The following is a 19,975-nucleotide window of genomic DNA, read 5'->3' on the forward strand; positions in this document are numbered from 1 at the left end:
GACTGCCAGGCGGACGAATCCGCGGTAATGCCCGTACAGTACCATGGAAACCAGATAGACTGCCACCACCACGAACAGCCAGTTTTCTTTTATATAAGCACCCATTGTCTGATCGCCTCCGCTACGCCCTCTTCCCGGTTCGAAGCGGCAATCCGGTCTGCGCGTTCCTTTAAAAATGGGGCGCCATTTTCCATCGCCACGCCGATTCCTGCTGCCTCCAGCATGGGCCAGTCGTTTTCGCCGTCTCCAAATGCCATCGTCTCCTCCGCTTCAATTCCCAGATACTGACAGAGATTCCGCAGCCCGCTCCCCTTTGTGATGCCCGCCGCGTTGAGTTCCAGATTCCACGGAAGCGAGGAGGTCACCAGAACCTCCGGCATCGCTTCCAGCTTTGCCCGGACTGCCTGTTTGCTCTCCCGGTCCTTAAAATTTAAATTCATCTTCTGCACCGGGCATTTTTTCTCCCGCAGATACTCCACCATGTCAGTAACTGCCCGGCGCGTCGCCCGGATATAGGCGCATTCACGTTCCGGTATCCCGTATTCTTCCAGCTGTGCCAGCAATCGCGTCTCGCTGACGCCGCCCTCCGATACATACATATCGTAAATAACCGGATGCCGGCGCAGCACCTCAATCACCCGGATCGTCTCTTCCCAGCTCAGGCAGCTTTCCGACACCCAGATATTTTTCCCGAAATCCCGGACGACCGCCCCATTTGTAAATATGCCATAGTGGACGCCCGGCAGGCTCAAAACCTCCTCTGGCACTGCCGGGAGCGCGCGCCCGGTCGCCGGGACAATCTCAATCCCCCGCTGCGCGCACAGTTCCATCACCTGTCTTGTTTTTTCCGACACGTGCATTTTTTCATTTAACAGTGTCCCATCTAAATCGAGGGCTATTAACCGTGTTCCCATCTTTCTCTCCCGTATCTCTTTTTACTGTCCACTACCAGAAAACGCTGCCGGGAAGCATTCCCCCGCAGCGCTCTCTTTTACTAATTAGCTTTAATTTTAAAATTTCTCGAATTGTTTTAATTAATCAAAGAAATGTTTCTCTTTCAGAATCAGAAGTCCATCCTTATCATATTTCGATGAGAACAGTCCGCTGAAGGATTTCTTCTCCGCCTTATCTGCAGCTTCCTCGATCAAATCTTCGGCACTTGTCTTGGTAAGCGGTTCTCCGTCCTCCTCCATCATCTCAGCGCGCTCGTACAGAGCCAGCATGCTCTTTCCCGAAATACTGCAGTCGATCTCCGATGCATATTTGCAGGCATACTGAACAAACTCCTCAACATCCATATCGCCGGACTTTTTGGACGGTTTCTCTTCCGACTCATCCTCTGGATAATTGGAATACTCGTCGTCCTCGCGTTCGTCTTTATAGCTGTCTTTGTAATCGTCCTTATAATCATCACGATAGCCATCACGCGCATAATCATCCTCCGGCTCATACTCATCCTTCTCGTAGTGATCTTCTTCGTCTTCATACTCCGGCTCGTCATCGCGTCTTGCCTCTTCCTGACGGCGCAGTTCTTCTCTCTGCCGCTCTGCCAGACGGCGATCTTCCTCCGCTTTACGCGCTTCTTCTGCCTCTTTGGCTGCCAGTGCCTGTGCTTCTGCCTTGGCGCGCTCTTCTTCCTCACGGCGGGCTGCTGCTTCCTGCTGTCTGCGTTTTTCCTCTGCCTCTTTTTCTGCCTGACGGCGGATCTCCGCCTCACGCTCTGCCTGGCGTTTTCTGGCTGCTTCTGCTTCCTGCTGCGCCTGCTGGCGTTTCAGCTCTTCCTCGCGCGCCTGTGCCAGCTTCGCTGCATCGTCTTTCTGGTTTTCACAGCCGATATACTGGAAACGCTCTGCTAATGCCGGATATGCGCGGTGCATCTGCTCTAAACGCGCCTGCGTATCAATCAGAACAACGACCATGCCGGTTTCATCCTGTGTCATCAGTTCTTCCAGCTCTTCCACCGTCAAATCGTCCAGATCGGCTGCATGCTCGACCACCAGATCCTTGCCTGCCAGGCGCTCCGCCACCGATGCGATGCCGCGATGGGAAAGGTTTGCGCCGCTGATCTTGGCAACCGGATGCTTGGTCCCCAGCTCGCGGTGAATCTTTTTCAGGGAATCAAGTGCCATCGCAAGACCGGCTGCCGGATCTTCCGCCTCGATCATCAGATGATTCGATTCCTTGATCTCCTCTTCTTCCTCTTCCGGTTCGAAATCCCAGTCTTCCACTATGGTTTCCTCTTCCTCTTCAAATTCATGAATCGGAGCTTCCTCGCTCTTTTCCTCTGCCTCTGCCGGCTCTAGGTCGCGGAGATTCCTGAAAACACGTGTCTCCCCTTCGGATGCGCCCTCTTCCTCATCGTAAGGCTTGATCTTGGACACTTCTTTTGCCAGCGCTTCTTCCGCCTGTGCTTCATGAAGGCTTGCTACTACATTCTCGTCCAGCGCAGCCTTTTCTACTTTCTCGTCCGCCGGTTTTGTCTCAGCTTTCGGTTTTCCAGCCTTCTCTTCTGGCTCTGCCTGCTCCGGCTGTCCCTCCGGCTCGTTCTCCGGTTCGTCGTCCAGCTCTGCCTCCGGCTCATCCGTATCCAGATACTCTCCTTCCGGCTCTGGCTTGCGGTATGTACCGTTCTTGTACTCTTCTTCCACCGCACGCAGCTTTTCTTCGTACTTCTCGCGGTTTTCCACCAGATCCATCTGATATTTCGTCAGCGGCGCATACTGAAGTTTCAGTTCCATTGCCTTGTCCACATATTTGCCAAGACCGAACATCAGCATGATCTTGTCGCAGATCCGCACACAGTCGTCCGCCTGGTTCGCCTGATGATAAAGCTCTGCCAGGTGGTACAGCCATTTCTCATCCAGCTCTTCCTGACAATATCTCTCCAGAGAATTGATCTGCTGCTCTAACGGCGCATCCTTCGCCTCCAGAATCAGGAAACGAAGCAGGTACTGGCGCGGGTCATCGCCGGACAGCTCACAGAACTCCCGGTAATACGCCTCTGCCTCCTGAATATTATTTTCACGCAGTGCAAGGTCGGTCAGCTTATATAAAAGCCCCTTTCCAAGCGGCGCTCTCTCATATGCCAGCAATAAAATATCCTTGGCATCCTGATACTCTGCATTTTTCTCATAAATCTGGGAAATCATCGTAAGCAGGCTGGTGCTGCGTACACGACGCCAGTCGATGGTATCGGCGATCTTCATCGCCGTCTCGAAATCTCCCTTGTTAACCAGTTTCTTAATCTGCTCTACCTTGATGTTAAACTCGTATTTATCCATCTTATGCATCTCCTAACTTCCTGCCGCGGCAGAAGTTTTATTGTTACTGTTCACGCATACGTGCCCAGTAACGTTTTATTTGCTCACCGGCTACAGCTCTGTACGCCCATCCAGCGCGCGCAGAAGCGTTACCTCATCAATATATTCCAAGTCGCCCCCGACCGGAACGCCGCTGGCGATTCGCGTCACCCGGATCCCTGTCGGCTTAATCAGCTTGCTCAAATACATCGCGGTCGTCTCGCCCTCCAGGCTTGAGTTGGTTGCGATAATGACCTCACGAACCTCCTCTTTCTGCAAGCGAGTCATCAGCTCCTTGAGCCGGATGTCGCCCGGTCCGATCCCCAGCATCGGGGAGATCGCCCCATGCAGCACATGATAGACCCCGTTGTATTTTCCTGTCTTTTCATATGCCGCCAGATCGCGCGTATTTTCCACCACCATGATCGTCTCATGATCACGCCGGTCGCTGCTGCAGATCGGGCACAGTTCCTTATCAGTCAATGTGCAGCACTCCTTGCAGTAACGCACATTCTGCTTGGCTTCCAGAATCGCGCCGGACAAGTGCCTGACCTGTTCTTCCGGCATATTGATGATATGAAATGCAAGACGCTGCGCCGATTTACTTCCGATTCCGGGAAGTTTTGACAATTCTTCGATTAGCTTGCTAATCTGGCTGCTGTAATAATCCATCGCTTAAAACGGGAATCCGCCTCCCAGACCGCCAAGGCCACCGGTCAACTGGGACATCATCTGGCTGCTGTCCTCTTCCGCCTGACGGAATGCCTCGTTGGTCGCCGCCACGATCAGATCCTCTAACATCTCGATATCATCCGGATCCACTACTTCCTCAGACAGTTTCACGGAAAGAACCTCTTTTTTACCAGATACGGTCACGGTTACAGCGCCGCCGCCCGCGGATGCGCTGTACTGCTTCTCCTCCAGCTCTTTCTGCTTCTCTTCCATCTGGCGCTGCATTCTCTGCGCCTGCTTCATTAAATTGTTCATATTGCCCGGCATACCGCCTGGGAAACCGCCACGTTTTGCCATGGTGTCATTCCTCTCTTTCACTTCTTTTTATTTATATTCAGACTGGCTGCCGATTGCAGCCGGTTCTATATATCATATAAACCCACTAATATCATTTATCTGCATTTAATCACAGCTTCTTGCATTACAAAACAAGGCTCATCTTTGGCAAGCTCCACTACACAGGATCATCCTCTTCGACAATCACATCGGTATGGATTGCGTTCTTTAAATCCTCATCACTGACATAAACCGTTCTTTGCGGCACAGCAGATGATTCTAAACGGACTTTAAATTGCAGAGTCTTTTTGTATTTTTCTTGCACTACTTCCTGCAAATTCTTAAGCTCAGGCTCCCGATTGATAATTCCAAACGTATTTTCATCTGTACACACAATGCAAAGGCAGCCTTCGCCCGCCGGTTCTACACTTGTCTTGGGAAGACTGAGTCTAATCGAACCCACAAGCTGGCTCAGGGACGCAATCCGTCCCCATTCTTTCCGCATCAGCATCAGATCTTCGTACTGTGCCGGCGGAAGGGATACCGTCTTCGGCTCAGGCGGCGTTTCCACCACAGCCGTTTTGGAGGATGCCGCCTGCCCCGCTGCCGGTGCAAGGGACGCCAGTTTCTGTAGATTGTCCGGCATTTCCTGCATTTTCTGCTCTAATAGCGTAATCCGCTGTAAAATGGAATCAAGATTCTGTTCCATCGACGGCGTCGTCAGCTTGATAAAGGCAATCTCCACCAGAATCCGCTTCTGTGACGCGTAGCGCAGCTGCCCGGAAAGTTCCGAGAAAATACGGATGTAACGCATCAGCGTTTCCGTATCAACGCCTGCCGCCTCTTCCTTTAAAACTGCCAGATTTTCCTCCGACATATCGAGCATATCGCCCGGTTCGTCGGTCGTCTTGGCAATCAGGAGATTTCGCATATACCAGACGAAATCGTTGACAAGCTGCGAAAGATCGCGCCCCTGGGTGATCATTTCCTCAATCTCACGGATGCACGCCTTCGTATCACTTGCAAGCACCGCCTGAAACAGCTTGCTGAACACGCGGTTATCGACCGCGCCCAACAACTCGAGCACATTGTCATACGTCAGCTTTTCCCCGAAATGGAATGCCACGCACTGATCGAGAAGACTTAACGCATCTCGCATCGAGCCATCCGCCGCACGTGCCACATACCTAAGTGCCCGATCGTCTACATCGATCTGCTCCGCCTGCGTCAGCTCCGCCAGCCGTCCCGCGATGGTATCGATCGAGATCCGCTTGAAATCATATCTCTGGCACCGGGACAGGATCGTGATCGGGATCTTGTGGACCTCCGTCGTCGCCAAGATAAATATAACGTAGGACGGCGGTTCTTCCAGCGTCTTTAAGAGCGCATTGAACGCGCCAATCGAAAGCATATGAACCTCGTCAATGATGTAGACGCGGTAGCGCCCGTCCGTCGGCGGGTACTGCACCTGCTCCCGGATATCGCGGATATTTTCCACACCATTGTTGGATGCCGCATCGATCTCCACCACATTGAGGGAAGCTCCTTCCGCAATCTGGCGGCACATACTGCACTCGCCGCAGGGGCTGCCGTCCACCGGATGTTCACAGTTGACTGCCCGTGCAAAGATCTTGGCAATACTCGTCTTACCGGTTCCGCGCGTCCCGCAGAAGAGGTACGCGTGCCCGATCCGCCCGGAGTTGATCTGATTTTTCAGGGTCTTTACGATATGGTCCTGACCCCGGACCTCTTCAAAGGACGTCGGACGCCATTTTCTGTACAGTGCTGTATATGACATAAACTACTACTTCCTTACTATTCGTCGCCGAAGCTGATGCCTACATCCTTAGCTTCCCGGATAATATCGCTCTTCGGATCGACCATCTTTAATTTACCGGCAATGTCCGCGAGCGGAATTTTTTCAATCTTATTGTTGTTTAAAGCGACCATATAGCCGTATTCTTTGCGGCGGATCATCTCTGCTGCCTCCGCGCCGAGGCGCGTCGCAATCACACGGTCATACGGGCATGGCTCGCCTCCGCGCTGCATATGCCCCGGAACCGTCACACGGATCTCCTGTCCCGTCCGCTCGGAAATCTGGGCGCCCAGCTCGTAAGCGACCGACGGATAAACCGGTCCATTTTTCTTCTTTTCTTTTAATTCTTTTTTGGTCAGGGCTGCATTTTCCTTGGAAATCGCGCCCTCTGCGACCGCCAGAATCGTGAAATTCTTGCCATTTTTAGTACGGCTGCGGATCGCATTTACCACCACATCAATATCATACGGGATCTCCGGCAGGAGAATGATGTCAGCTCCGCCCGCGATGCCTGCATAGAGCGCCAGCCATCCCACCTTGTGGCCCATGATCTCCACGATGAAGACTCTGCCATGAGACGCCGCCGTCGTATGAATACAGTCGATGGCATTGGTCGCTACATCAACCGCACTATGGAATCCAAACGTAAGATCACTGCCCCAGAGATCGTTGTCTATGGTCTTCGGAAGAGAAACGATATTGAGTCCTTCCTCCCGCAGCAGATTTGCCGTCTTCTGGCTGCCGTTGCCGCCTAAAATGACGAGGCATTCCAGTTTCAGCTTGTAATAGGTGTGTTTCATCGCTTCCACTTTATCCAGACCGTTCTCGTCCAGCGTCCGCATCAGCTTGAAAGGCTGTCTGGAAGTTCCCAGAATCGTACCTCCGCGTGTCAGAATCCCGGAAAAATCCGACTGTTTCATAATCCGGTAGTCTGCATACATAAGACCTTTATAGCCGTCTTCAAATCCAACTATCTCTATGTCATCGAACATCTTGTACAGCGATTTTGCCACGCCTCGCATCGTCGCATTTAAGCTCTGGCAGTCGCCGCCGCTGGTTAACATACCGATTCTTCTCATGAGCGCTTTCCCTTTCTTCATAACCGTCCAGTACCTTCACAGTTACCCTTATTCTAAGTTTCCAACAACCCCCATATCAGGATAAACTACACCCATTTTGTAATTATAATACAATCATATCCCGCGGGCAAGAAAAAATTCCTTACAAATATCATAGACATAAAAATACCGGGATACGCGCTTTTAATCTGCTCCGGCACGGTATTCCTACCCCTTGGCAAATCAAATTCCACATATCCCGGCTATATTCACACACCTGCAAAAATGCTTGTTTCTGTATCTATTATTTTCTATTTTTTTTTCATAGGAAGCAATTTCCCATGAAATAAAAAAATCCGCACGCCCGGCTTCGAACGTATGCCATGGACGTTACCCTGACAGTTAACTCGGTCCAGGCTGCCTCGCGGCACACAGAAGCTTCTGCTTAGTGCTGCTGCATTCCTGCCCTGACACGGTTCACAGATTTCTGTTGCGCAAGACCCAGACTTCAACGCCACTTTTCAGGGGCAGCCCCACAGTAAAAACGCCCTCGGTCGGACAACACCCCTGCTATAGCGGATTGCAGGTACAGGGCACCGCTAACTCCCCGGCTGTGCGGAAACTTTATGACTTGATCTTATATGACGGAATGACCTGCAGACCGTCAGCCTGTTTAGTATACATGGCAGCCGCCGTTTTGTCAAGCCGGAGCTTGACTAACAAGCATTGTATAAAAATACACAAGAATACATTTTATTGTTTTTTTATCATTTTTTATCCCAGAATCTTGCAACAGAAGAAAGAAATCATTATAATAGGTATAAATCTAGCGACTGCAAAAAGTCAAACAGTTACTAAATCATAAAATTCTGTAAGATTGGAGCAACGATTATGGAAAAGAAAAATATCGACTGGAGCAACATCGGTTTCGGCTATATGCCAACGGATTACCGCTATGTTTCCATGTATCAGAATGGTTCCTGGGACGAAGGCGCCCTTACCTCCGACCCGAATATTACCCTGAATGAATGTGCCTGTGTTCTGCAGTATGCACAGACTTGCTTCGAGGGTCTGAAAGCGTATACGACCGAGGACGGCCATATCGTTACGTTCCGTCCTGACTTAAACGGCGAGCGTATGGAGAATTCCGCAAAAGGTCTTGAAATGCCGCCATTCCCGAAGGAGCGCTTCGTAGACGCCATCACAAAAGTAGTAGAAGCCAACGCAGCATTCGTACCGCCGTATGGTTCCGGTGCAACCCTGTACATCCGCCCGTATATGTTCGGTTATGATTCCATCATCGGCGTTAAACCGGCAAACATCTATCAGTTCCGTGTATTCTGTACACCGGTTGGCCCGTACTTCAAGGGCGGCGCTAAACCGATCACCATCCGCGTCAGCGATTTCGACCGTGCAGCACCTCACGGAACCGGTCACATCAAAGCCGGATTAAACTACGCGATGAGCCTGCATGCGATCGTCGATGCTCATAAGAACGGTTTCGATGAGAACATCTACCTGGATCCGCAGACACGTACCAAGATCGAGGAGACCGGCGGCGCAAACGTTATCTTTATCACCAAAGACGGCAAGCTGGTAACTCCGAAGTCCAACAGCATCCTTCCGTCTATCACACGCCGTTCTATCCTGCAGGTTGCAAGAGATTATCTCGGCATGGAGACCGAAGAGCGTGAAATATACTTAGACGAGGTAAAGGATTTCGCAGAGTGCGGTCTGTGCGGTACCGCAGCTGTTATCTCCCCGGTTGGCAAGATCGTTGACCACGGCAAGGAAATCTGCTTCCCGGCAGGTATGGAGAAGATGGGTCCGGTTACCCAGAAACTCTACGAGACACTGACCGGCATCCAGATGGGTCACATCAAAGCTCCGGAGGGCTGGATCCACGTAATCAAATAAGGACTGTATTTTTCGGTTTGAATGGGAAATATGGAATGCAAAAAGCTGGTGGAAATCATTCACCAGCTTTTTCTTCTTTCTTCTTTTTTCTCTTTTCACGCAATTCTTTGAAAAATTCTTTCAACATCATCGAACATTCCTCGCCCAAAAGTCCTTCTTCTGTCTCCACCTGATGATTGAATCTTTTTTCATCCAGAAGATTCAGTACCGAACCGGCGCAGCCGGCTTTCGGGTTCATGGAACCGATGTAAACTTTTGGAATCCGCGCCTGCACGATCGCCCCTGCGCACATCGGGCATGGTTCCAACGTCACGTACAGCTCACATTCTTCCAGGCGCCAGTCGCCCATGCGCTTGCACGCTTTTTTGATTGCCGCGATCTCCGCATGTGCCAGCGCGCTATGATCGACCATTCGACGGTTGTAACCCCTGCCGATGATTTTGTCCTCATACACGATCACGCAGCCGATCGGCACTTCTCCGAGCGCCCAGGCTTTCTTCGCCTCACGGATCGCCGCTTTCATATATTTCTCTTCCCGTGTCAATTTTGCTGCCACTGTTTTTTCCTCCGTTCAAATTCATCCGCTTCCAACAACAGACATCCTTATCCCAGTTTCCCGACAAGTTTGATCCGCTGCCAACCAAACACCTGAAAGCATTTGACCCGTGTCCATCCTACCCAGAAAAGCTATCCTTTGTCAAGAGTTCTGTAAAAGGAGCGACCGGCTTTTATGTAAAATTCAAATCCGTATACCAATACCCGAACCGGCTGTCGCGCGGCGGCTGGCGGGTGGAACGGACAAAGCGGTCAAAGCCGAACATCGCCGCCATATATTTTTCATTGTTTCCATAATGTCCCGGCACGCCAGAATGTAGCGCCCCCGTTCGCCGGGTTTCCCCAGTCTCGCCAGAATCAGATATCGGTAGTTGTAGTAACCGTGCAGAAGAAAGCTGTTATTTCCATACACCCAGTTTTCCCGCGGCAGAAGCCCGATATCCTGCGGTTTGATTACCAGAATCTCGCAGCCGTCGGCGCATTCGAAGGCGGTTACTTTGGGATAGGCAGCACGCAGACGGTTCCAGAGGGACTCAGCGGGATCTTCTTTCGAAAATTCCTTGGATGAATCTGGTTGCGGTTGTTTTTGATTTTGAGAGCCTGGCTGAAATGCTTCTTGATGGTCTGGTGGAGAATCTGGAAGCGCCTCTTTCCGGACTTCCCAGGTGGATTCTTGAGAATCTTTCCGCCGTGCTTCTGTCTGTGCTTCCTGATAGGATTCCTGAGAACTTTCCTGCGGTGTCTCCGTTTGCACTTCCTGATTGGATTCCTGAAAACTTTCTTGCGGTGTCTCCGTTTGCACTTCCTGAACAACTTCTGCCTCTTGATGATCGGATGTTTCTGAGATATCTGGAACCGCTTCCATGGTTTCCGTGTCCTCGAAAATCTCCAGGTTTGAATCCTCCAGCTTTTCTGGCTGGGGCTGGCTGATTCCGAAGTCCGTTTCGTTTATATTCACAGCATCTTTCTTCTCTGTCTCCGTGGATGTGTCCTGACTCTCCATTTCTCCCGACCGGGTAAGTTCTGACGCCTCATCCAATTTTTCTTTCCCTACAGACGCGCTGTTCACTTCCCCAGTTACATTCTCTGCCAGTTTCCGCGTTGCCTCTTCCTTCTCCGCTTCCTGCTCCCGCACTTTCTCAGCCGTCACATCCGCCAGCTCAACCTCTGCCGCATGCGCGACGGCATCTTCCCAGATCGTCGTATAGGCACGCCATGCGCTGTCCGTCTCATGAAGAGTCAGACCACAGCACTCTTCCATATTGCAGCCGCTTCCTTCAATATTTTCACAATTGACGACGGCACGGAACTCCCCATTTCCGCCACGGACAAACAGGGTGCCGATACGGATTTCCTCCTGCCCTGCCAGAAGGTATACGCCGATCGGGCTGCCGCCCGCAAAGACACGGCGGACGCTGACCTGAATCCGGCAGGAAGTTCCCCGCGTCTCCAATTTCGCAAATCCCGTATTTTTCCCTTTGATTCCGCCCTCGTATGCATAGATATATGATATTAACCGATGATATGCAGACATGTTTTCACTCCTTTGCTTTGTATTATATGCAAAAGAAGCGCCGGTTTATGACAGGATTTCTATATCCTGATATAAACCAACGCTGCAAATACGTCCGTATAACGCAAAATCGGGAACAGTTAAAAACTGTTCCCGATACTGCCGGCGACCGGAATCGAACCGGTACGAAGTTTAACCCTCGCAGGATTTTAAGTCCTGTGCGTCTGCCAGTTCCGCCACGCCGGCATCATGATTACTCATGACTGGCACAAAGCCAAATGGATGGAGGTGGATTCGAACCACCGAAGCGAGACGCAACAGATTTACAGTCTGCCCCCTTTGGCCACTCGGGAACCCATCCAAAATTGCTCTGACAGTTGAAGATATAACATGGCTGTCTCAAAAAAGCAAGTGTTTTTATATATTTTATTTAATATTTTTATTTCCATTTTTTCCTGCTTTTGATTCTTCTCGCTCAACTGCCAGAAATCATATATCTTGTCGAAGCCACATTTCCTACAATGCCGTATCATTTCCCGTCAAAACGATACTTCCGACCGGTGGGATTTTCACCTCGATATAGCCGTCCTTTATCTCATGTTCAACCTGTCCGGCGTTGTAACCGTCCTCATAGGTCATCATTTCCCGGCGCAGAACCGCCCCGTCGCGCACCCCGATCTGCCAGACCGGAATCTTGAGCGTCAGCCAGTCATCACCTGTATTGACCGCCGTCACGCCGCAGCACGCGCCGCCAGCTCTCTGAGCACTCTGAAAACGTCCATAGGCAATATAGCCATCTCCCGCCGCCAGCGCTTTCAGGGAACCATTTCTAAATGCCGGACAGCGTTTCCGGATGCCGCTCATATAGCGGTGGAACTCGATCAGCTCCAGGTTTTCCCCGCCCCACGGGTACGTCCGGCGGCTGTCCGGATCGGTCCATCCACAGACACCCGCTTCGTCACCGTAATAGATCGTCGGTGCGCCCGGCCAGGTCATCTGCATGACAACACCCTGGCGGAAAATGCCATAGCTGATGCCTTCCTCCGCCGCTTTTTCACCTGCCGACGCAAGACGGCCCACCCGGCGGTTTGTCCGCGTCATAAAGCGGGAGTGATCGTGGTTGGACAGCTCGTTCATCGCACACTGCACGGAAGCCGTCGGCATTTCACTCATATGGTAGCGCATTGCCTCAAAAAAGGCGCATCCATCCCCAAACAGCGCCGGATTTTCTTCGTCACTGTGCTTCTCCATCCCGGTCAGAAACCATGACAGCGGCTCCATAAACGCATCATAATTCATGACCGTATCCCACTGATCGCCCTTCAGCCAGTCATACGGGCTGCCGTAATGTTCCGCGATCATGACCGCCTCCGGATTTGCCTCCTTGACTGCCGCGCGGAAATCACGCCAGAACTGATGGTTCATCCCGGCACTCCGCCCCAGATCTGCCGCCACATCCAGCCGCCAGCCATCTGCTCCAAACGGCGCCGACACCCATTTTTTCGCAATCCCCAGAATGTACTGGTACAATTCCGGCGATTCCTCGTAATTGAGCTTCGGAAGCGTCGCGTGTCCCCACCAGCCGTCGTAGCTGTCATTAAACGGCCAGGCATTTTCATTGTGGAACTGGAAAAAATAGCGATACGGGCTGTCCTCCGAGACATATGCCCCCTGCGGATAGCCGCCCGCGTGCTGGTACAGAAGTTCCGCATCCAGCCATTTATTGAAAGAACCACAGTGATTGAACACACCGTCCACCAGCACCCGGATTCCCCGCTTGTGCGCTTCCTCAATCAGGCGGGCAAAAAAGGCATCGCTCGCCTCCAGGTTCTGCTCATCCGCCGTCCGCGTCATATATTTATGTGCGCGGTCATTGTCCGTATCTTCCGGGCACACCAGCCCGTCTGCGTCCTCCAGAATCACTCCATAATGCGGATCGATATGGTCGTAGTCCTGACAGTCATACTTATGGTTCGACGGTGATACAAATACCGGATTTAAGTAGATTGCTTCTATCTTGAGACTCTTTAAATAATCAAGTTTATCTAAAACACCCTGCAGATCGCCGCCGTAAAACCGTCCCACATCGAGTGTACTGATCGGTTCCTTCCAGTCCGTCACCCGGGTAACCGGTTTTTTCAGATAAATATATTCATTGGTTTCCGTATCGTTTGTAGGATCGCCGTTGCAGAACCGATCCACATAGATCTGATACATCAGCGCGCCCTTGCTCCACTCCGGCACATGAAATCCCGGAATCAGGCGGAACGGGTGCGCCGCCGCATCCTCTGTCAGCCCGATCCGGTCGTAAAGACAGACGTTCTCGCCCCAGGTCACCTGAAATACATACGAAATATTTCGTTCCCTCAGAGTCAGCGCACAGCTGTAGTAATCAAAACGGCTGTCTGACTTGTCAGCCATACCGCTACCATCTATGCCTCGATTTGTATCTGCACCGTTCCCAACGCTACCAGCACAGCACTCCCACGAAAGCCGTTTCATCTGCCACTCCTGCAAAAGCGCCCCGGTCTCCGGGTCATATTCCAGCAGTACAACCGCATCTGCTCCATTTTTCTCTGTTCTGAAATAAAATGTAACGACTTCACCCGCATCTGCCTCCGAAGGACAACGGTAATCCTCTGTCTCGTCGCAAAATAGCGCGTCGCGATTGATCTGCTCCATCTGTTTCCCTTTCCAGCGGTTTCACCGCTTTCACAATCATGTTATTTTCTGCCCATATTTTACAGGATTTCCCCAAATTACACAAGTTATTTTCACGCCCCTAATTTTAGGTAATAAAAAAGAATGTGCCTTGGCACATTCGGGCGTCTCGCGCGGTCGCTTGCGACATGTTTCTGCTTCGCGCGAGTGCGCATCCTCGCGGAGCATTTTTTGTTTCATAGGACGTAATTTTCTATGAAATAAAAAAGGTCAGCGGGGTAGCTGACCTTTTTAGGAGAAGGTATTTCGTTTTATGGGGTGTAGCAAAAACTATATAATGTATTGGGGGGGGTTACGTCTATTATAATAGCATAGGAGCAGAAATAAGTGTGCACAAACATCGTTTTATTTCGATTTCTTTTTTGTGCAAATCAACATTCTCTCCCGAAATATCCAGCAAAATCCGCCTGAAATTTGCATAAAAGAAGGTGCCGCCACTGCCATTTCCATCTATCCGATGGCTGTCCGGGATGTTTCCCGCACATTCTGGCAGCTGACTGGCACCTTTTTTCAGGCTTATTTCCAGACCTGTCTCATGCTTTCAACTTTTTATGCTTCTGTCACCGGAGTTTCAGCTTCCCCTGACGGCTTTTCTCCATCCTGAAACAGCGCTTCAAACTCAGCCTGGCCGATCTTCTCCTTCTCCATCAGCAGGGCACAGCAGGAATGAAGCACATCTTCATGGTCGAGAATGATCCGTTTTGCCTTGGCGTAGCACTCATCGATGATGCGCTTTACCTCGCTGTCGATCTCGCTCGCCACTTCCTCGCTGTAGGTTCTCGTATGCGCCAGATCGCGGCCAATAAAGACCTCGTTGTTGTCGCCGCCGTAGTTGATCATGCCCAGTTTTTCTGACATACCGTACTCGGTTACCATCGCGCGCGCCATCGAGGTCGCCTGCTTGATATCCTGGGAAGCGCCGGTCGTGATGTCGTCAAAGATAATCTCCTCGGCGATTCGTCCGCCCAACGAAACCATGATATTTTGAAGCATTCTGCCCTTCGTCATATGAAGCTCATCCTGCTCCGGAAGCGGCATCGTATAACCTGCCGCACCAACGCCGGTCGGAATGATCGAAACGGTATGAACCGGTCCCACATCCGGGAGGACATGGAACAGAATCGCATGACCCGCCTCATGGTATGCGGTAATCTTCTTATCTTTCTCGGAAATCACCTTGCTGCGCTTCTCAGCACCGATTCCCACTTTAATAAAGGCTTTCTCAATATCCGTCTGGGTCAGGAACTTACGTCCCTCTTTTGCGGTATTGATCGCCGCCTCATTCATCAGGTTTTCCAGATCGGCTCCGGTAAATCCAGCGGTTGTCTGCGCGATGCGGTGTAAATCCACATCCTCGCCCAGCGGTTTTTCCTTCGTATGGACGCCGAGAATCTCCTCGCGACCCTTGACATCCGGTCGTCCGACTGCCACCTTTCGGTCAAATCTGCCCGGTCGCAGAATCGCCGGGTCGAGAATATCCACACGGTTCGTCGCTGCCATGACAATAATGCCCTCATTGACGCCGAAACCATCCATCTCAACTAAAAGCTGATTGAGCGTCTGCTCGCGCTCGTCGTGACCGCCGCCCATGCCGGTACCACGCTGTCTGGCAACCGCATCGATCTCATCGATAAAGACAATACACGGGGCATTTTTTTTGGCTTCCTCAAACAGGTCGCGGACACGGGATGCGCCGACACCGACGAACATTTCAACAAAATCCGAACCGGAAATCGAGAAGAACGGGACACCCGCCTCGCCCGCTACGGCCTTAGCAAGCAAGGTTTTACCAGTTCCTGGAGGTCCGACTAGGATCACGCCTTTCGGGATGCGCGCCCCGACACCGGTGTATTTCTGCGGGTTTTTCAGGAATCTACGATCTCCTCCAGTTCCTCCTTCTCCTCTTCCAGACCGGCAACCTTGGTAAAGTTGACCTTGCTGGTCGATACCATCCGGGCACGGCTGCGTCCAAAATTCATCATCTTGGCATTTGCCCCGCCGCCGGAACGGGAATTGATAAACATAAACAGGAAGATCAGGACGCCTGCGGACAAAGCGATCGGCAGGATCACCGTCATAAAATAGCTGTCCTGGCGGACGCTGGTGGTCGTGTACGGAACCCCCGCCTTGCGAAGCGCCATCTCTACTTCCTTCACATCCAGCACATTGAACTCCTCCCGGTCGCCGGAAGTTGTCTCAAAAATAACCTCACCGGTCGGCACCTCGCGGTTCGGGCGGATCTGTGCGCTCTCTACGGTCTTATTTTCCAGATATACCATGAACTCCGGATAGCTTAATTCCCGCTCCGTCGCCATTCCAGGGACCTTCAACGAGAAAAACATGATAACGAGCAGCATGAGGATCAGAAGCCCCACGCCTCCCATCGACTGACGTTGTTTCAACTGGCTTCCTCCTTATACTTCCACAACACCGATGTACGGCAGGTTGCGGTATTTCTGATCGTAATCCAGGCCGTAACCTACGACAAACTCATCCGGGATTGTAAAGCAGGTATATTTAACCTGAACCTGTTTTTTCACGCGGCGCTCCGGCTTGTCAAGCAGGGTGCACAGCTCGATATTTTTCGGATTTCTCTGTTTTAATACCTCGATCAGATATGCCAGGGTGCGTCCGGAATCGATGATGTCCTCCACGATGATGACATTCTTGCCCTCCAGCGGCTCGTCCAGATCCTTGATAATCTTTACCACACCGCTTGACTTGGTGTCGGAACCGTAGCTGGATACAGACATGAAATCCAGGGAAACCGGAATAGTCAGGCGTTTTGCCAGTTCGCAGGTAAAAAATACGCCGCCCTTTAAGATACAGATCAGGTGGACTTCCTTTCCCTCATAATCTTTGTTGATCTGTGCTGCCACTTCACTGATCTTCTTGTTTACTTCTTCTTCCGTTAATAATACACGAATCTTATCAGCCACTGCTTTTTCCTCCGTTAAATTCCACCTCAAGGATGGTTTTTGTCTGTTCTGTTATCTTATAATATGCGCTGATCCGGTGCCCCACTATCCACAGGATATGTTTTTCTTCCGCCAGAAGCCAGATTTGCTCCCGCTCCTGTCTCGGAATTTTCTCATCAATCATCCAGGATTTCAGCGTCTTCCGACCACCGGACGGCAGTGTCAGGTAGTCCCCCGGCTGCCGGTGTCTCAGCGATAAGGTACCTTTTATTTTATCATAGTCAAACCATTTCGTATACTGGTTTTTCGGAAATTCATCCCCATTTTCACAGGGGAAAATATGCATCTGCAAAAGATTCTCATCCTGGCTGCCCGGAAGCAAACCCCCTTTTCTTTCCCCTGGATGACTAAGCGAGCGCACTTCAAGAAATCCATATACATTCACCGCCCGGAACCCATGCGGCAGCGAAATACTCTTTCCGGTTCCCTGATGCAGAAGTTCCCGCACCGCCTGCACATGCGTCTCCGTCACGTCCCGGAGCGGCATTTTGCTCTTTAAAAACAACCGCCGCACGATATAACCCTGCACAATCTCCGCCTGTTCTGCCAGCGCTCCTGCATCCGCCTTTCCGTCCGGTGCATGCTTTTGAAGCCATTCCTCTGCCACCTCTTCCAGATAGGCATCTGCCTGCCGGATGCGTCTGCCCGCCTGGTCGATATGACGGACTGCCTGTACATTCAGGCGCTCTTCTACCGCCGGAAGCAGTTCATTCCGAAGCCAATTGCGGCTGTATTCACTCTCCTGGTTCGTCGAGTCCTCGACCCAGTCCTGTCCCTGCTGCAAAAGCCATGCCTGAATCTCGCTCCGCTGCGCCCAGAGAAGAGGACGGATGATGCGCCCCCGCACCGGAGCAATGCCGGAAAGCCCGGTCAGACCGCTTCCGCGGAACAGGTTAAAAAGAACCGTTTCCGCATTATCATCCGCATGGTGGGCGGTGGCGATGTGAACCCGGGCGGCTGCCGCCTCTTTTCTCCCCGCATTCTCCGATGTCAAATCCGGATACATCTCTTTCTCCCACGCAAGCGCCGTCTCCTCATACAGGCGGTACCGTGCCAGTCGTCCCGCCTCCTCGACGGAACATTTCCGGTCAAGCGCCTCTTTTGCCGCATCGATACGGAACTCATAAAAAGGAATTTCCAGCCGTTCACACAGCATCCGTGAAAATGCCGCGTCCCGATCCGCCTCCGCGCCGCGCAGCCCGTGATGGACATGGAGCGCCCGCAGGGAAATCTGAAACGTCTCCCGCAGCTTCCAGAGTACCAGCAAAAGACCGACGGAATCCGCTCCCCCGGATAAACCGACCAGAACGCCATCCCCCGGCCTGGCCATATGATTTTGTTTCATATAAATTTCTGTTTGTTTCTGCATTCTTTTATATTTCTTTTTATCCCTCTTAAAAATAAATCCACTCGTAACTGTTCAGTACCTTCACAGTATAACGGATCTCCCCCTATTTCTCAACCTGCCAGATTCTACGTTACTGTTCACGCATACGTGCCCAGTAACGGAATTTGCCGTGGCTTCGCATTTAAATACGGCAAATTCCTGCTGCCACCACGTTTTCTTACGGCACTTTCGGTTCCAAAAGTGCCTACCCGTAAACAGTAACTACCCACGTTCCAGCACCGTCCCTACCAACACTGTGCAGTCATCCACCACACCCCCGTCCGAAAGCCCGGACGCAAACGCCAGGATCTGTTCTGCCAGTTCCTGCGGGTTGCCGCCGGAAAGGTTTGATACAAATTCCATGAACGTCTCTTCCTTGTGTTCCCCCGGCATCGCTTCGAGAATACCGTCGCTTATCATAATGATTTTTTCGCCGTCCCACATTTTCCGCGACATCAGAACCGGCTCCGCGTTCTGTACGATTCCCATCGGCAGCCCGCCTGCTTCCAGAAACTCAACGCCCTCACGCCCCAGAATAAAGGTCGGCACCGCGCCCAGCTTCATCGCTTCCAGCACACCTGTCCCCAGATCGATACAACATAGATCGATTGTTGCCGGATTCTGCTCCGTACCCGCCAGCAGAAGCACCGTATTTACCAATTTGAGCGCCGATCGCGCCGAAAATCCCGTCTCCAGCAGGCGCTGGGTCAGCTCAATGACCTTCTCGCTGTCCTCGCTGGCGCTTCTGCCGCTTCCCATGCCGTCCGACAGGCTCATAATCACCTGCCCCGGAAGCCCGGTCTGCACCGTGCACGTGTCGCCTGAAATCGGTTCTCCCTCCCTGGGGCTGCACGCCATGCCGTACACCATCCGGTATTTACCTTCTTCCACAAAACGGAAGGTCGCCGCATTGCGGGTGATAAGGCTTTTGCTGTCCTTCGCCACACTCCAGTGGCTTCCGGCGATCGCGCGTCCCAGAAGTTCCGCCACATCCCGCGCCGTCATGCATCGCCCATTGACGCTGCGGAGTGTGAGAAACGCCTCCTTCTGCTGATTTTCATATTGAAGCACCAGCATGTTGTCCACGCGCAGATGGCTTCTGCGAAGTATCCCCGAAAGCATCTCCTCCCAGGATGCCGTCACATCCGACGCCTGCTCCATCTGGTTGGAAAATTCCTCCAGAATCGCCGCCAGCTCCCGGAACTGGACGATCACCGCATCCCGGCTTTCCAGAAAACGGTTTTTCCACCCCAGATTCATCGTCGCCCGGCCGAGGCTCCGGTTCAATTCCCGCAAATATGCCTCTCTCTGGGAACAAATCTCATGAAACAGGCGCGGCATGTCCTCCAGGTCGATTTTCCCTTTCTGCTCGAACGTCCGAAGTAGATAATAGAGATAATAACTGTCGTCCCGGCGGTTGCCATAATACAGGTTGCACCGTGTACAATCGCCGCATACCGCCGACGCCGCCGTCTGCATTGCCGCCAGTCCGTCCTCCTTCGTCAGATGCCCCTGCCCGCCGATCTCATCCGCAAACGCCTGCGCCAGACCACCCAGTGACAGTGCCATGCTCTTTAAACGTCTTGCCGTGTAGACGTTGACATCCGCCATATCTCTATGTAAAGTTCTCCGTTTAAGCACAAAAATCCCTCCTAACCTGTATAACGCCATTATATACAGGCTGGAGGGAAATATTTGTCAAACGGACGGAGCAAAATCAGGG

At 51.9% G+C, this 19,975-nt stretch carries 13 protein-coding genes, 2 tRNA genes, 1 other RNA gene and 1 pseudogene; 1 reads left to right on the forward strand and 16 read right to left on the reverse strand.

The annotated features are described in order from the left end of the window. Positions 1 to 89: 89 nt before the first annotated feature. From DWZ16_RS13180 to ffs, 7 genes are all read right to left on the reverse strand, one after another. A complete protein-coding gene (locus DWZ16_RS13180; RefSeq protein WP_117796670.1) occupies positions 90 to 914 on the reverse strand; it encodes a Cof-type HAD-IIB family hydrolase in 825 nt (274 codons plus the stop codon). Between the two features lie 120 nt (positions 915 to 1,034). Beyond that, positions 1,035 to 3,281 carry a hypothetical protein gene (locus tag DWZ16_RS13185; protein ID WP_117796669.1) on the reverse strand — a complete coding sequence of 749 codons (2,247 nt, stop codon included), beginning with the start codon at positions 3,279 to 3,281 and terminating at the stop codon, positions 1,035 to 1,037. A 90-nt stretch (positions 3,282 to 3,371) separates the two neighbouring features. Beyond that, entirely contained in the window at positions 3,372 to 3,971 is a 600-nt protein-coding gene (gene recR / locus DWZ16_RS13190; protein ID WP_022359051.1) for a recombination mediator RecR, read from the reverse strand. A 3-nt stretch (positions 3,972 to 3,974) separates the two neighbouring features. Further along, on the reverse strand, positions 3,975 to 4,328 hold the full coding sequence (locus DWZ16_RS13195) for a YbaB/EbfC family nucleoid-associated protein (RefSeq protein WP_022359050.1): 354 nt from the start codon (positions 4,326 to 4,328) through the stop codon (positions 3,975 to 3,977). 157 nt (positions 4,329 to 4,485) lie between these two features. Continuing rightward, complete coding sequence (gene dnaX, locus DWZ16_RS13200; RefSeq protein WP_118523013.1) at positions 4,486 to 6,105, reverse strand: DNA polymerase III subunit gamma/tau; 1,620 nt, start codon at positions 6,103 to 6,105, stop codon at positions 4,486 to 4,488. 17 nt (positions 6,106 to 6,122) lie between these two features. After that, positions 6,123 to 7,202, reverse strand: a complete 1,080-nt coding sequence (locus DWZ16_RS13205) for a 6-phosphofructokinase (RefSeq protein WP_118523029.1) — start codon at positions 7,200 to 7,202, stop codon at positions 6,123 to 6,125. A 335-nt stretch (positions 7,203 to 7,537) separates the two neighbouring features. Beyond that, positions 7,538 to 7,800, reverse strand: an RNA gene (ffs, locus tag DWZ16_RS13210) — signal recognition particle sRNA large type. 272 nt (positions 7,801 to 8,072) lie between these two features. Between ffs and DWZ16_RS13215 the strand changes: the two genes are divergently transcribed. Further along, positions 8,073 to 9,098, forward strand: a complete 1,026-nt coding sequence (locus tag DWZ16_RS13215; protein WP_118492965.1) for a branched-chain amino acid aminotransferase — start codon at positions 8,073 to 8,075, stop codon at positions 9,096 to 9,098. A 55-nt stretch (positions 9,099 to 9,153) separates the two neighbouring features. On the opposite strand, the gene tadA is transcribed toward DWZ16_RS13215, so the two are convergent. The 9 genes and pseudogenes from tadA to DWZ16_RS13265 form a co-directional block, all read right to left on the reverse strand. Continuing rightward, positions 9,154 to 9,642 carry a tRNA adenosine(34) deaminase TadA gene (gene tadA / locus DWZ16_RS13220; protein WP_118523030.1) on the reverse strand — a complete coding sequence of 163 codons (489 nt, stop codon included), beginning with the start codon at positions 9,640 to 9,642 and terminating at the stop codon, positions 9,154 to 9,156. A 195-nt stretch (positions 9,643 to 9,837) separates the two neighbouring features. Then, the gene (locus DWZ16_RS13225) at positions 9,838 to 11,187 is read right to left on the reverse strand and encodes a hypothetical protein (protein ID WP_412694354.1); all 1,350 of its coding nucleotides are present in this window, start codon (positions 11,185 to 11,187) and stop codon (positions 9,838 to 9,840) included. Between the two features lie 139 nt (positions 11,188 to 11,326). Next, positions 11,327 to 11,412: transfer RNA gene (locus tag DWZ16_RS13230), tRNA-Leu, on the reverse strand. 33 nt (positions 11,413 to 11,445) lie between these two features. Next, a tRNA-Tyr gene (locus DWZ16_RS13235) sits at positions 11,446 to 11,527 on the reverse strand. Between the two features lie 155 nt (positions 11,528 to 11,682). Beyond that, entirely contained in the window at positions 11,683 to 13,848 is a 2,166-nt protein-coding gene (locus tag DWZ16_RS13245; RefSeq protein WP_118523014.1) for a glycoside hydrolase family 13 protein, read from the reverse strand. A gap of 588 nt (positions 13,849 to 14,436) precedes the next feature. Further along, positions 14,437 to 16,229, reverse strand: a pseudogene (gene ftsH / locus DWZ16_RS13250) (ATP-dependent zinc metalloprotease FtsH). A 72-nt stretch (positions 16,230 to 16,301) separates the two neighbouring features. Next, positions 16,302 to 16,826, reverse strand: a complete 525-nt coding sequence (gene hpt / locus DWZ16_RS13255) for a hypoxanthine phosphoribosyltransferase (RefSeq protein WP_022360393.1) — start codon at positions 16,824 to 16,826, stop codon at positions 16,302 to 16,304. Then, complete coding sequence (gene tilS / locus DWZ16_RS13260) at positions 16,819 to 18,210, reverse strand: tRNA lysidine(34) synthetase TilS (protein WP_243022035.1); 1,392 nt, start codon at positions 18,208 to 18,210, stop codon at positions 16,819 to 16,821. Before tilS ends, hpt begins: the two co-directional genes overlap by 8 nt. 264 nt (positions 18,211 to 18,474) lie before the next feature. Continuing rightward, on the reverse strand, positions 18,475 to 19,893 hold the full coding sequence (locus DWZ16_RS13265; RefSeq protein WP_118473059.1) for a SpoIIE family protein phosphatase: 1,419 nt from the start codon (positions 19,891 to 19,893) through the stop codon (positions 18,475 to 18,477). Positions 19,894 to 19,975 lie beyond the last annotated feature (82 nt).

The organism is Clostridium sp. AF29-8BH (assembly GCF_003478145.1).
GTDB classification, from domain to species: Bacteria; Bacillota; Clostridia; order Lachnospirales; family Lachnospiraceae; genus Otoolea; species Otoolea fessa.